Genomic DNA, 14,123 nt, shown 5'->3' on the forward strand with positions numbered 1-14,123 from the left:
GTCATTTAATATTTCTACTAAATATTCACTACTTGTATTCATCGCCAGTTCTTTTAGTAGCTTATGTTTATAAAGTTTATACGATAAACTCAAGGTATTCTGGAAATTCTATATTATTCATATTTTCCATGCCACCATTTTCTTTTACGTGAACATATACTTTATGAATACATTTATATAATAAGGAAATATGTTCCTTAGGCATATCATTCGGTAAAACAAATGCTTCATCGGGGTTAGTTTCATTCTTTAAAACTTTAAAACTCCATCTCCTATAAAGTTGTGGATATCTCTCACAAGAATGAATATCTGGACCAAAACTGTAAATTACATTTGCTTTATTCTCATTCTCTTTGATTATTGCAATCAGTGGATATCTTCCCACTGTTCCAAACACTCCTTAATTAAAAATTTTATGACTGTGAAAATAGAAATTCAGGAAATTCATCTAAGTTTGATACGTTTCTAACATATTTTTGCACAGCACCAACAGCTTTAAGAAAATAGTAATTTGCACCTTCACCTTTAGCTGCTTCTAATTCTATGGATTTTTTTCTAGTTTATTAAATTGAATTTTTCCAGCTTTTTATACACTCGTTTATTTGACTATACTCCGTACGTCATTTCTTCTAAAAATCTCCCACCCTTTCTAAGGCATATTACTATTCTAGAACATGCACAATAAAAGTAATGTTCGCTTGTTGCAACTGATTTTACTGGAACAGGATCTATTTCATGAAACATCTGCTCTTTTTTATGAAAGTACATTTTCCCAACTTTATCTGGATATTCTGACGGATAGAACTGATAAACAACTATTTCTTCATCTTCAAATTCTTTATTCATTGTGATATGAATTGCCATGGTTTATCTCCTTTATTTTTATCCTTTATCATGGAGTGTCGGTGGCTGGGCTACTCGCATGTCGAACGTGGTCGAACGGTCTTTATATTGTGTCGAATCGCCGATATATTGAAAAAAGCGCCGATAAGTTGTGTCGAGTCGCCGATATATCGAAAAAAGCGCTGATAAATGATATATCAGGCATTTTTCAGGGACTACCCGATTTTATAGTTGTATCATGTGAAAATTAAACACGGAAATGATGTATTTACCTTCGAAATCTATCGTGCATAGGCCGTGTTCTATGTTGATCGACAGACAACGGACGATAGCTGGTACCGAAGAGAGGCTAGCCATGTTGGTTTACTAAGGCGATAAGAAGTGTTATCTGAATATCGTAGGGCATACGCAATGGTTGTTGCTGGACGGTATCAGTATGTATTCGCAACAAGAAGGAAGAGACATCAGCGCTTCTATCCCTTCATTTAAAGAAGAGTTACTTTTAATGCTTCTTCAAGCATTGTATTACAATCATCATATGTTTCCATCACTGTACCAGATGGTTTGTCAAGTTCTAGATACGTACCATCAGATAAGTTTTTACAAAACCATGCTATATTTGAATCTCCAAGGAAAAGATACTCTTTTTGAAATTCATTTTCATACCAAATCTCATTTGTTTCTATAAGTCCGCAAATTTGTTCATCTCTTTCTGTTTCTAGTAAAGAAGGATCAACTCCGTAAAGTACCAGTCCATCAAAATCTAAACCATTTACAGTTTTAAGAAACTCTTCGTATTCACTCGGTAAATCAACATTAAAATTCTCTTTCACACGTTCTCTCAACCTCTGAACTTCAGTATCTGTTGCAGGTGTATTCAGTTTACCATTGAAGCTTTTCTCTATTTTTTCGATTTCTAAAACCATATTTTTCCACAAATCAAGACCTTCTTTCTCAAAAACTGCCAAATATTTATAAGATAATGATAAAACTTGAATAATGAAATTTCATCTCGCCTAATTCTCGTACCTGTTATACTATCTTAGTATTAAAACAAAACTCCATGATGGTACAAGCGTCATGAATTATGAATTTCATGGAACCATCGTTCTTGTTACCCCATACATAAATCCTTTATTTATTTTTTGTTAACTTGCCTTATGTACCTATGTCTTCCTTCATCTAGTACCACAGGTTTTGTCATTCTCGTATCCAAATATAAATTAAATAGTAAGATAGTCGTTTTATATCTTTATCACTGCAGCCAATAACAATTATATTTTCACCATGTAAATGTAATTTGTTTCAAATGAAATTCAATATATTCAATAACTTTTTTATAGTTATCAGATGTAAATTCGTGAATAGGGTTTTCCCAGTCCATGTTTTTTATAATCCAAACTAGGTAATTACCATCAGGGGAAATATCAAGATTCCACCCGAGATCCAATGTGATCGATGATTTCTCATGATAAAGCTGCAACAAACTCTCAGTAAACATAAACCAGCAATCGTCATCAGGTTCCAAATTTCGTGGATCTATTTCAAAAAAATTGTTATAGTTCACTTTCCATCCTTCTGTTATTCTCAAGGGATGAATATTTACTTCAGGAACCTCTAACTTAACATATTTTCTCATAATCATAACCTCTTTAGTGATTTCTAGTTATGTAATCTATCTCCAGCAATTAGATTTCCATGATATATATTTCCACTTATAAGTCCTCTTCTACTTCAACTAGTTGAGTTACCAGTATCATAAATGATACTTTTATCAAAATGGGCTCCAATCCATAGAAAACCGATGTAAAAACAATCAATTCTCTTTATAAAATTTTAAATATTTCCCATCATCCTTTGAGCTAAAACATTTACCTCTTGACTTCGTAACGGCAATTTCAATATACTTTTTCGCTTTAGAAAATTCTCCAAGTTCATAAGCCACTCTCCCCGCCCACATTTCCCTTTCTCCAAAATCTCCTCTTTCAGGGTCAGCTGTAAATATTCTATCTACCCAGTGCCTAAGTCTATCATAATCACCTATTTGAATTGAGATTTCTAAAATCCCCCATACAATTAAAAAACTCTCATCATAAATATTTTTATCTTCAGGAATCTCCTCCCATGCTTCTTCTAAAAGCAAAATGCTCTTCTCGAAATTGTTTTTATCCCATTCATCATTAGATCGATCCATTAATTTTTCAATATAGGCTCCTTGTTCCCCAGGTACATAAGCCAACTTCATCACTCCTAAATTTCGTTTTTAATTACATCTAAATATTTATCATCTTCATCATAAAAAATCCCATATCCTTCAAGCATATAAGCCCTTAGTAAATATTCTTTTGCTTTATCCTTTTCACCTAACTCAGTGAAACTTTCGCCAAGTCTCAAGAGTATAAACGGATTTGTTATACCTTCTGGGCAATTCAATGCTTCATAAAAATACTCCACCGCCTGTGTATAATCTACTTTTAAATAGCAAGTATCACCTAAAGCAGTATAAATCCAAGTACTTGTATCCCAATCAGTTTTAGGTTCAGGAACCAAGAACAATGCATCTAGATACCTAGCAATTGCCTGATCAAACAAGTTTTGTTCTACTAAGGTATCTCCTTCCGAACATAGTAGTTGTATTTTTTCATAAGCTTCATTTGAAAGTTCCATAATTATCCTCCTTTTTTCAACCCATTCTGGCGGTAAATAGATTTCAGTCCTTTTACCATCTTCCGAGCGATTAATATTTTTGTGCTCTAGGTAATAATTATCAGGTTCACACAAAAATCCCCTTACGAATACTTGTTTTAATTCATGAAATCTTTAGCCGTCTCTACAAAAGATGCAAGATTTAGATTAGGAAATTTTTTTTCTAGTTTTTCAAGTTCATTAATGTAATCTTGACTTTGCAAATTATAAGCTATATCTTCAAACACTTCACTTACATAAAGAACCTGCTCTTCATCTAATTCTTTAAGAACTTCGATTGTTTTTTGAGTATCTTCACTCAATAAGTTTGTGAGCTTATTCCAACAATGCTCTATTCTAAAGCAATCTTCTGGATCTATTGACACCCTTTCACTAATTACTTCTTTCACACAATCAATTAACACTTTCTCACCGCCTATTAAGTTATGGTTGTGCAGTATCTGAAAAAATCGTTACAGGTTTTATTTCGTCAACCCTAACAACCTTGTATTCTCTCCAAACCGGTACTCCATCAGGTGTTTTTACATTTCCAGGTAAATCCCCTGCATTTTTATATCATCTCTTATCCGAGATTCGGGTAACCATGATTGATTGGTACAATACCGGGACCATCCCCAAAAAGTTTCCTAGTGAAATAACCGGTCTAACTTTATGGGATCACTTTATTCCTGATTCGGTTTATCTTTATTTTAAGTTCTTTTCAATAGTTTCGAACTGTAATCATTATAATTTACCTTTTTGCTTTTAAATATAGCATTTGAATTTTACACATTATAGAAATTCTATATTTATTCTATCAACTATTAACTTAATATATTTCCCATATAGGTATTCATAATCCTCTAAAATCTCATCTTCAATTCGTATTCCTATATCAAACATCCCATCTGAAGTAAGTAAGCCTTTAAACTCATATTTAAAGCCTTCACCTAGCTTTGTAATTTGCTTTTCTTGACTATCTTGTATATCAATTGCAAAATCATCTAGAAACCAAAGACTTAATTCCACAGGGTAGATTCCCCCGATTTTTATCTCATATGGAAAAATATTTGCAAAGCCGGTTAATTCAATATCTTTAATTTTCACTACAATTTCTTCCTCAATACATGAGTCTATCTCCTTAACTAACGCCTCATATCTCACTATAAATCCCCCTTTCCTTATTCTACAGGATTCATTTCTTGTACAGTTTTATCATGTAACATCTTCCAAAAACTCTTGCCTCTTTACTATCACTTTTGATACATATTTATTGTTGTAAAAATACGTTTTTTTATTGTAGTTATCAAACTTACTACCGAACTGAAATTATGCATCTAATTCTTGTATTTAAACATAATTCAATCCGTAATATTTACAGTATTTTGATTATTACGGTTATTTTATAGCGTTTATACGGTAAGATAAATTCATTTTATCGTTAGCCTAGTAATGTTTCCACGATAGTTAATTTCATTTTTTTCAACCTCAACGATAAGCTCCCCTAATATAATTTTTTCTAAATGCCACCACCAGTATTCAATTGGAACGTTACTATTTCCCCATATTTTTAATGGTTTGAAATATTCATAAAACTCTTTTGCCCGACTAATTAATACCGTATCATAGTATGCTAACCTTTTTTTATCTTCACTATCTAATAATTCATATTGTTTCGCTAAAAATTCTCTAGTTCTAAATGTATAAGCAATTTCAAATGGACTAACATCTAATTCGTCTTCCACATCTATACCATAATTCTTTATTAGTTTTTTTAGTTCTTCACTCATCATTATCTAACTCCTTATTTTATTCTAATAGCCTGAGTCCCCTCCGCCAAGACGCCCAAATTTACTCCTTACTCTGTCGGTACAAGTTGCACTGTCTTTACAGCATTCAATTCATACCAATTTAAATGGTCTTCACGTCAACACTTTCCTTAAAGCTCATACAATATCGTTGATTATACGGCTTTAATTTGAGTAAACACTCCTAACTTCAAAATTCAAAGAAAAAAAGAGAACTAGATGATAAAGAATACCTAAAAAATTCATTTCGTTTTATTACTTTGCGATTTATGTCAGTAATCCTGTGACTAGACCTAGAGAATATGTGCATGCTGAGCGCACACAAAAGGCTCAAAAACTATAAGCTTTTGAGCCTAAACTTGCTAGTTGTAAGAATAACATCTTTACAATTTTTTACTCTTCTGCTTCTAATGATTCTAACACGCCAATTGCCCATTCACACCATTCAATGTACATTTTTGCATACCTTATCCCGTATTCGACCGCAACATATTCTCCTATTTTTTGCTTTTGAACGGAGGTTTGATTAGGGAATTGATGGTCTTTCCACTTTTGCGTTTCCCGAATCACATGCATTTCTTTCTCAATCACTTTCTGCAATAAAGAAATGGCTTCTTTCACTGAAATAATATGGAAACTCGAAGCTTTTAATAAAAACTCATCTTTTATACGCGGAGGGTTCGTTTTTTCATGAATGATCCATTCAATCAGAGCTTTTTTTCCCTCTTTCGTTAACGAGTATATTTTTTTATTTGGACTTCCTTCTTGATAAATATATTCAAACGTAACAAAACCATCATTTTCCATTTTTGATAATTCTTTATATACTTGCGAATGACCTGAATTCCAAAAATAAATGAGCTGCTCTTGAAAAGTATGATGTAGGTCATAACCAGTTTGTTCTTTTTTTGAAAGTAGCCTTAGTAATGCATATCGAATAGACATTCTTAAAAATCCTAACTTCGCTTTTAAATTATGCATAATTTGTTTCAATTTTATTATATCGCTTGTAAGATTTTAATAAACCGTTAGTATAAACATATGACTTTTTAGTCATATGTTCTTTTTATAATAAAAGTAAAGGGGGATATGATAAAGATGGTATAATCCCGCTAATGATTGTTTAATTTTTTATCTTTTTAGGTTGCAGCATCATTATTCCTATTCTCCCATAGGTAATTGTAAATTTAGATGTAAATTCATGTAATTTAGAATTACGGTTATCTTGTTACTCGATTCCCTCTTTCCTAACAGCTCAGTTTTGGAGAATAATTTCTGATCGAATAAGTCGGTGTCCTACGCCTTTTATCGTTATATTATATTATTAGATTTATCTTAACAAGCATCTTTATTGATAGTGGGATTGTACATATCAAGAATTTATTAATGGTTTCTTCGTAGGTGCATTATACACCGCCGCAACAGCATCTGTTATCGATATGACGACTGAAACGAACCGTAATCGTTATATGGGAATGATTGGTGCATGTATGGGGATGGACTTTATTATTGGAACAGCAATTGGGGGATGTTAAGTCGGATTTGATATGCTGTTCCATTCCAAATCGTTAGCGCTCTTATTTTACTTTTATTCCCATATACGTTCTTTGCCTTCAAAGAGAGTGTGAGTACAAGAGAAGAAGAAAGCAAGGAATCCTTACTTAAGAAATGGATTTTGTTTACCAATCCCGGCAATTGGTTTATTTTTTGTTACTTTTATTATTTTCATGGTTAGCTGGATTAGAGAACACATTTCAATTGTTTGGAAAAGAAGCAATTAAACTTACATCATTTCAATTTGGGAACATTTTTTTGCGAAGCAAATAAAGTGAAACTTCCGTCAGTGGGGGGGTCTTCATCCCCCACTTATCTTCTTTGCTTCTCTCTGAATCTTGAGGTGGGGGTCTTACTGCCCACGAATAGCGGGATAAAAACAGATTACGGTACAATTTCGAGTCTAAATTTTTCATTTGACAGTTTAGGAAGAATGGTTGGAACTATATTTTTCACAGCGCTATTTGTCTCACAGGGATCAGCATCCTCAGAATGAATGCTATCCATTGCACTGATTATCGCATTTTGAAAAGAACATCATATGTAAAGGGGCGAAATTTAATATATCGAAATTTTTTATCAAATTCGCGCTGGATGATGGGCTATTTTTCTGTTCCTATTTATTTATCCCGCATTAACGGGCAGTAATACTCCCACCTCAAAATTCGGCGAAAGCAAAGAAGTTAGGTGGGAGATAAACTGCCCGTAAAAGCCCGATTGGTTCAACTAATAATCAGTGGGGGATGAAGAAAACCCCCACTGATTAAAGTTTCACTTTATAATAAAATACAGTTTATAGTCCGTTTTTACATGCATCTCGGCTGTCCCCTTTATGATAAGTACATAACAGGAAACAAGGAGGAACGAACTTAATGTTTTTAGCACTTAAAGAATTAAAACAATCGAAATTACGATACGGATTAGTTGGTACAATTATGATATTATTATCATTTCTTGTACTTATCATATCAGGTTTGGCAAATGGTTTATCTCATAACAGTGCTTCTTCTATTATAGAAATGAAGGCAGACAAATTTATATTATCCGATGATGCCGAGGGGAAATTGTTGCGTTCTCAAATTAAAAAAGAGGATGTTAAAAACATATTGGCACAGGTTGATGAAAAAGATGCAGTTCCAATGTATATGAAAGTGTCAACATTTGAAAAAGAAGGAAGTTCAAAAAAAGTTGATGCTGCTATTTTTTCAAGTAAGCCAGATTCATTTATTGCTCCAAAAGTAATTGAAGGAAAAAATACCCCTTTAGAAAACAATGAAATCATTGCGGATGAATCTATTAAAGAAAAAGGAGTAAATCTTGGAGACGAACTTGTAGAACCTATTTCTAATAAAGTGTTCAAAGTTGTCGGATTTACAAAAAATCAAATATTTAGCCATACACCTGTTGTTCGCATGAATGAAGCTGTATGGGATAGCATTGCAATGCCACATCAAAAAGATTATAACGTAATCGCTTTAAATACGGATAAAGAAATTAAGAATGCAAAAGTTGTAGATAAAAAAGAAGTATTGAAAGGTATTCCAGGTCATAAAGAACAACAACAGACATTAACGATGATTATTGCGTTTTTAATTGTCATTGCAGCATTATTAATTGGCGTTTTTTTCTATGTCATTACATTACAAAAAACACACCAACTAGGTGTATTAAAAGCAATCGGAACAAAAAATTCATATTTAGTAAAGGCTTTAGTTATACAATCTGTATTTTTAACTAGCATTTCCGTTGTAATCAGCATCAGTTTAGTCCTTGCAGTACGGACTGTTTTGCCAGCCACTATGCCGTTTTTATTAACAGCAACAACAATCGCGCAATTTTCAGGTATTTTTATTGTAATTAGTATATTAGGTACATTGTTCTCTCTATATCATGTATTGAAAGTAGATGCATTAGAAGCAATTGGAGGCGGCATGTGATGGTAACGGAAGTGAAATGGGAAAATACATCATCATTATTAAAGCTCGATCAAGTAAGTAAAGTATATGGAGAAGGAGATACAGAAGTAACAGCTTTACACCCAATTACATTGGATGTAAAGGAAGGAGAATTCATTGGCATTGTTGGTCCATCTGGTTCAGGAAAAAGCACTTTGCTTTCCATTGCAGGTGCACTGCTCTCTCCTTCGAAAGGAAATATTTATATTTATGATCAAAACATAGCAAAATTATCGGGAAAAGAGATGACAGATATTCGCTTAAGAAAAATTGGGTTTATATTCCAATTTGCGAATCTCGTACCTTTCTTAACGGTGAAAGAACAACTTCTGTATATCGCTAAGTTAAAGGGAGAAGATAAAAAAGAAGCTGGTAAATTTGCAGAAAAATTACTAGAAACATTTGGATTATCACACCGAATGAATCGTTATCCAAATCAACTTTCAGGCGGGGAAAAACAACGGGTAGCTATTGCTCGTGCGTTCATGAATAACCCAGATTTAATCTTAGCTGATGAACCTACTGCTAGCCTTGATTCAAAACGTGCAAGAGAAGTCGTTGAATTAATGAAACAAGAAGTGAAGAAAAATAAAAAAGCAGCGATTATGATTACACACGATGAAAAAATGCTTGATGTATGTGATCGAATTTTAACACTTCGCGATGGAAAATTACTATGAGAAAACGAAGTGTACGAGCACATGTACAATAATAGGTGGCCTGCCGCATGCCCGTCAAGCTAACAGAAGAGGTTGTCCTCTAAACAAAAAAATGAGCTGAATTCCCAAACTATGGAGATATAAAATTTTTTAGGGATATCTCAAAATATTAGCTTCATAAATATGGGTACTACTGACAAAATACTGATATCGTGTATTATCAAGAGCTAAATGATAAAAATTAAAGGAGAGTACATATTAGTCATATATACTATGTATTCTCCTTTTATCAAACTAAACAACTTGATAGTTTAATAATAAGAAGCATAATCAATATAATTTAGAAGTATTTCAGGAGCGATGCCCCCCACTCATAGGATGGGCTTCTATTTATCCAGACATTACACATCCTGCTTATTTTAATTAAATATTTGGTAATTTAATCCTAAAGATCTTTAAAATACAAAAAAACTTGAAAGGCATACAGCCAATCAAGAAAAAAATTATTAATCTTTTATATTATATTTTTCTTTTATTTTTACTAAGAGCTTTTCAACCTCCACAGTATGATCTGGGTGTCTTTCAATGTAAAATTCACAAGCAGTTTGCAGATATTCACATAGTTCCTTATGGGTTACAATATCTTCCCAATCTTCGTCTACACCATAGTAGAATAAAACTTTATTTTCTCCAAAATACTCCTCCTCGTACGATTCAAACTCATCAGAATATACGATACCAATTGTGTCTCTTCTATTAACATCTTCTTTGAGAAATCTCTCAAGTATATCTATAAAATCAAATTGTAGAACTAACCTTCCTAGCACAGCTATTACAAATTCTTTTTCTAAATTTTTATTGATAAAATTTTGTTTTAATAACTTTAATTCATCATATAAGCCATCAGACATTTTAGTAACCACACTCTCTCACTATTTTATTTCTCTAAATTCTAATCTAAAATCTATTAATAACTTATCAACTTAATTACAATAAATTATTATCTTCTAGTAATTGGTACCAATCATCATCTTTGCTACCTACTGTATTACTAGTACCTCCAGATTGAACAAACGTATTACCTAATTCGCAATATTTTTTTCCTAAATAATAATTTTGTAAGAAATTATTAAAATCACCATATAATTCAATAACAAAATTTTGGTCAATTAAATCTCCAAACAAACAAGATACATCCCCATTAATTTTATTAATACATAATGGATAATTTTCTATTGTTCCTATACAAATCCATTTCTCAGTACCACCTGGTATGTCTTCCACATAAAATTGAATACTTTCAAGTCTTTGATGGCCGTATATAGTAATTACACCACCATTCAATATTTTATATTTTCTTGTAATAAAATAATAATCTTTTAGAATATTATCTTCTAATTCTTTATTTATTGGTTTTTCTTCCTCTATAATTTCACCAATAACCAAACTAAATGGATCATCACCTAAAATATTTTTAACTAATTCTATTTTTTCAAGTACCGATTTACTCATTTTTATTTCACTCTCGAATCATGTGGATTTTGTGTTTTACATTTAAGATAAAGAACTGTATTCATTCAATTTCCAAATCTATATAAATCCATTTTAATTTTTCGACATATAGGTCGAGGTTGCTATTATACAGACTGCAACACGACCTGTATTCACTTTCTCCCCTTGTTTTAAAACATTGCATGTGGCAGGAAAGGGCCCTGACCGCTTCTATGCACGGCCAGATGCTCTCGTCCTCCCCTAAAAAGAAAGAGGTTTTTATGTCGGGTTTTTAAGTTGTATATATATAAATTGCTATGCTCATCTATTAAAAAACTTGAAAAACATCGAGTCAATTAAGGATAACTATTCAATTGTATCAATATAGCCACTGACAGATTGTATGATACCGTAGTCAGCTTTAAGATTCATACTTACAGAACCTGATATGTTAATATTAAATTTCCCATCCTTGTCTAATTCGATATGAATATCTCCTCTGTATTTATCATTGGAAGATTTCAATGTTAATTCCTGTATATCAAAAAAGTCTAGTTGGACAAATACAGTATTATAATTTAACTGTTCCCATTTTTCCGGAGGATTATCTGCGAATTTAGGCATATTAAAATTTATAGAAACTTTTTTGCCTTCATCTTCAATTTTAACTGCTACAATACGTACATCTAACAATGAAGGAGCCTCTTTATATAAAGTGGATATAAATCTATTTCCTTCTAAATCACTGTACCACATATGATCACTTCCATATATTGTTTATTAAATGGACAATGTGCTCTTCTGTGCCTTCAAATTTACCTGTTCGAGGTTTATCTGCAGGTCTACCAGTCCCCACCTTTAGAGTGGTGTGCACTATAAACCGAATTATCTGTTTCTCATCAAAGTTATGATAATCCTATTAAACCTGGAGTTACCCCTTCTACTCTCGCCCACTCAAATAAACATTCAACTATCATTTGATTCTTACACTTAATTTTTAATAAACTCTCTTCTTCTGTCGTATGTATTTCAAAATGATCAATGATATTCTCTGCACCTAAACCTTCTATTGTTAAGTTACGAATAGTAAAGAAAGCTATTTCTATATAAATTACATCCCACTTATTCCATCGTTTTGGCTTATTTTCGACATGTTCTTTTGTCATCAATTGAATAACTAACGTAGGACCGTCTCTTTTAAGACGCACATCTAATAGCTCTGACTCTTCAAATTTTGGTATTTTTCCAAAAACACTAATTAGCGCCTGTGGATTTAAAACTTTAAATGGATTACTCATTTTGATACTCCCCATTTTTTATTTCTCTTCTCAAAATAATAATGATTCACCATCCCATCTATCTGTCCTGTTCGTGTATTGTATTCAGGCCTTACACTATGATAAAGCGGCTTTCTCCAATACTATCTTGCCTAATTCTCACGATTTTCTTCCTAGCCCAGTATTAAAATAAAACTCTATGATGCTACTACCTTCATAAGTTATGGATGTCAGGAATTTATCATTCATGTTGTTCTCTAGAATTAAATAGAAGAACTTTTCAACTATTGCATTCTATATAACAAAAAAGCACCTTTTGCCTAAAAAACAATCAAGCGCCTTATTCCTATCTTATAAGTATCTTTTAATAACCGTCTTCAAATAAGCAGTGAAATACTGTTACATTTTCCTCTCTAAGTTCTAATGAAATATTAGGTATTTCTATTTCTAGTACATTCTTTTCAAGTAGTTGTATTCCTTCACTCTCTAAATACTTCAAAATCTCATTACCAATTTGTTTTGTAGCTTCATCGAATGGCTCATATTGTTCTTGTATTTCAACATCATCTTCAACATACTCATATTTAATATATTGTATTGCAGCATATGGAGCGATTGCCGAGATATAAACTAATACCCCATTTAAATACACATTCTCTCTAATATATGAATTAAACTTATGGGTACCTATTTGTAATCTAGGGTGTATTGAAGATTGAATATATAGCGTAAAACATTTGGAGTAATTAAAATCTGTAAGATTATCAATGTGAATATCCTTAATTTCATGAGTGAATTTATTAGTCCAAACATTAGGATCGATATAATTATGCAAAACATACCCAAAATCACCACAATGGTAAAGTCCTCCAATGGTATTTAAAACTTTTTGTTTCATAAATAGCCTCCATTATTTTACCGAGTAGCCATGGATGTTACCCTTTTTAGCAATATGGATCTTTACTTGAGTCCCTTTCAAACCATTGAGTTTTCTTACCTGGTAAATTATTAAAGCTATTTCTCCTGTATTTACTCCAGAATACCCCAAAAATTCCACATGGCTACTAACTCTTATTAATGCTAGTCTTTAGTCTTTTCATTTTCTCAAGCTCTAAGCCATATTGCACATCTGAAGAGAAAATTTTTGTCATTTCTGTAAAAAACTCTTCTGCAGAAGCAATTAAAGTATTTAAAAACTCTTGTTTCGGCAAAGTCCAACTCTTCTTTACATTCCCATCTATACTTAAGAGCATGTAATTCTTTGAAATACTCTTGAAACTAAGCAAAATAGGTTGGTCTGGAAAATAAGTTTCAGCTGTATCATTAACAAGAAATCCCTCAATCATATCGAGTATATACGCCCATAATTGGTCAACTAAATCCCAGTATCTGAAATCCATTATAATGTTATCGAAGTATTTTAAGTAAATCACACCTTCTAAGTAATCTAAGTCGATATCTTTTTTTATCCTATTCATTTCATCTGTCTTGCAAATATGAATAAAATAATTTTCGAGATCTTTATTTAAATCTCTAATTATTACTTCAGGTCTTTTCATATACGAATGACATATAAACATTTTGATACCACCTATTTTTTATAAAATCATCCTACTTTCCCGTTTTTAAAACCAACAACATATTTAACTCCATTTACTTTCCTAGTAATTTAATACATGCCATTAGTACCTTTTTAAAAGGAAAGGGAAAGAGGAAATAGGGTATTGAAGAATAGGAATGGTGGTAACTGTTGCTATTTTGAATATATGCTGAAAATAATAAATATGAAATAAGACATACTTTTTAATTTGAGATAATATCACAACCTAGCAACGGTTATCGCTACATGTC

General features: G+C 32.0%; 20 protein-coding genes. 4 read left to right on the forward strand and 16 right to left on the reverse strand.

The window, feature by feature from the left end; translation table 11 throughout:
- Positions 1-76: 76 nt before the first annotated feature.
- The 10 genes from BM211_RS11750 to BM211_RS11800 form a co-directional block, all read right to left on the reverse strand.
- Complete coding sequence (locus BM211_RS11750) at positions 77-385, reverse strand: hypothetical protein (RefSeq protein ID WP_090997415.1); 309 nt, start codon at positions 383-385, stop codon at positions 77-79.
- 221 nt (positions 386-606) lie between these two features.
- Positions 607-864 (reverse strand): hypothetical protein, encoded by a 258-nt coding sequence (locus tag BM211_RS11760; RefSeq protein WP_090997417.1) that lies wholly within the window; start codon positions 862-864, stop codon positions 607-609.
- A gap of 464 nt (positions 865-1,328) precedes the next feature.
- Positions 1,329-1,781 carry a YrhA family protein gene (locus BM211_RS11765; protein ID WP_090997420.1) on the reverse strand — a complete coding sequence of 151 codons (453 nt, stop codon included), beginning with the start codon at positions 1,779-1,781 and terminating at the stop codon, positions 1,329-1,331.
- A 344-nt stretch (positions 1,782-2,125) separates the two neighbouring features.
- Positions 2,126-2,482 (reverse strand): hypothetical protein, encoded by a 357-nt coding sequence (locus tag BM211_RS11770; protein ID WP_090997423.1) that lies wholly within the window; start codon positions 2,480-2,482, stop codon positions 2,126-2,128.
- 177 nt (positions 2,483-2,659) lie between these two features.
- On the reverse strand, positions 2,660-3,088 hold the full coding sequence (locus BM211_RS11775) for a hypothetical protein (RefSeq protein ID WP_256217083.1): 429 nt from the start codon (positions 3,086-3,088) through the stop codon (positions 2,660-2,662).
- A 5-nt stretch (positions 3,089-3,093) separates the two neighbouring features.
- Positions 3,094-3,510, reverse strand: a complete 417-nt coding sequence (locus tag BM211_RS11780) for a tetratricopeptide repeat protein (RefSeq protein WP_090997429.1) — start codon at positions 3,508-3,510, stop codon at positions 3,094-3,096.
- A 137-nt stretch (positions 3,511-3,647) separates the two neighbouring features.
- On the reverse strand, positions 3,648-3,938 hold the full coding sequence (locus BM211_RS11785) for a hypothetical protein (RefSeq protein ID WP_218160800.1): 291 nt from the start codon (positions 3,936-3,938) through the stop codon (positions 3,648-3,650).
- A 382-nt stretch (positions 3,939-4,320) separates the two neighbouring features.
- Positions 4,321-4,692 carry a hypothetical protein gene (locus BM211_RS11790; protein WP_090997436.1) on the reverse strand — a complete coding sequence of 124 codons (372 nt, stop codon included), beginning with the start codon at positions 4,690-4,692 and terminating at the stop codon, positions 4,321-4,323.
- Positions 4,693-4,958: 266 nt separating this feature from the next.
- Positions 4,959-5,318, reverse strand: coding sequence for a hypothetical protein (locus BM211_RS11795; RefSeq protein ID WP_218160801.1), 360 nt, complete (start codon positions 5,316-5,318; stop codon positions 4,959-4,961).
- 411 nt (positions 5,319-5,729) lie between these two features.
- A complete protein-coding gene (locus BM211_RS11800) occupies positions 5,730-6,317 on the reverse strand; it encodes a PadR family transcriptional regulator (RefSeq protein WP_256217084.1) in 588 nt (195 codons plus the stop codon).
- Positions 6,318-6,718: 401 nt separating this feature from the next.
- Between BM211_RS11800 and BM211_RS27525 the strand changes: the two genes are divergently transcribed.
- The 4 genes from BM211_RS27525 to BM211_RS11810 all read left to right on the forward strand — a co-directional run bounded on the left by BM211_RS27525 (position 6,719) and on the right by BM211_RS11810 (position 9,525).
- Entirely contained in the window at positions 6,719-6,871 is a 153-nt protein-coding gene (locus tag BM211_RS27525) for a hypothetical protein (RefSeq protein WP_371261875.1), read from the forward strand.
- 133 nt (positions 6,872-7,004) lie between these two features.
- Complete coding sequence (locus BM211_RS26735; protein WP_218160802.1) at positions 7,005-7,163, forward strand: hypothetical protein; 159 nt, start codon at positions 7,005-7,007, stop codon at positions 7,161-7,163.
- Between the two features lie 599 nt (positions 7,164-7,762).
- Positions 7,763-8,827: an ABC transporter permease gene (locus BM211_RS11805; RefSeq protein ID WP_090997440.1), complete on the forward strand. Its 1,065-nt coding sequence runs from the start codon at positions 7,763-7,765 to the stop codon at positions 8,825-8,827.
- A complete protein-coding gene (locus BM211_RS11810) occupies positions 8,827-9,525 on the forward strand; it encodes an ABC transporter ATP-binding protein (protein ID WP_090997443.1) in 699 nt (232 codons plus the stop codon). Before BM211_RS11805 ends, BM211_RS11810 begins: the two co-directional genes overlap by 1 nt.
- A 485-nt stretch (positions 9,526-10,010) precedes the next feature.
- Here the strand turns inward: BM211_RS11810 and cdiI are convergent, their stop codons facing one another.
- The 6 genes from cdiI to BM211_RS11840 form a co-directional block, all read right to left on the reverse strand.
- Complete coding sequence (gene cdiI, locus BM211_RS11815; protein ID WP_090997447.1) at positions 10,011-10,415, reverse strand: ribonuclease toxin immunity protein CdiI; 405 nt, start codon at positions 10,413-10,415, stop codon at positions 10,011-10,013.
- A gap of 76 nt (positions 10,416-10,491) precedes the next feature.
- Positions 10,492-11,016 (reverse strand): hypothetical protein, encoded by a 525-nt coding sequence (locus BM211_RS11820; RefSeq protein ID WP_035437908.1) that lies wholly within the window; start codon positions 11,014-11,016, stop codon positions 10,492-10,494.
- 345 nt (positions 11,017-11,361) lie between these two features.
- Complete coding sequence (locus BM211_RS11825; protein ID WP_035437910.1) at positions 11,362-11,751, reverse strand: Imm50 family immunity protein; 390 nt, start codon at positions 11,749-11,751, stop codon at positions 11,362-11,364.
- Between the two features lie 149 nt (positions 11,752-11,900).
- Positions 11,901-12,293 (reverse strand): immunity 50 family protein, encoded by a 393-nt coding sequence (locus BM211_RS11830; protein ID WP_035438018.1) that lies wholly within the window; start codon positions 12,291-12,293, stop codon positions 11,901-11,903.
- A gap of 343 nt (positions 12,294-12,636) precedes the next feature.
- Complete coding sequence (locus tag BM211_RS11835; RefSeq protein WP_035437912.1) at positions 12,637-13,170, reverse strand: hypothetical protein; 534 nt, start codon at positions 13,168-13,170, stop codon at positions 12,637-12,639.
- 166 nt (positions 13,171-13,336) lie between these two features.
- Complete coding sequence (locus BM211_RS11840; RefSeq protein ID WP_141771629.1) at positions 13,337-13,831, reverse strand: hypothetical protein; 495 nt, start codon at positions 13,829-13,831, stop codon at positions 13,337-13,339.
- Positions 13,832-14,123 lie beyond the last annotated feature (292 nt).

The sequence above is a fragment of the Bacillus sp. 491mf genome (genome assembly GCF_900112415.1).
GTDB lineage: Bacteria > Bacillota > Bacilli > Bacillales > Bacillaceae_G > Bacillus_A.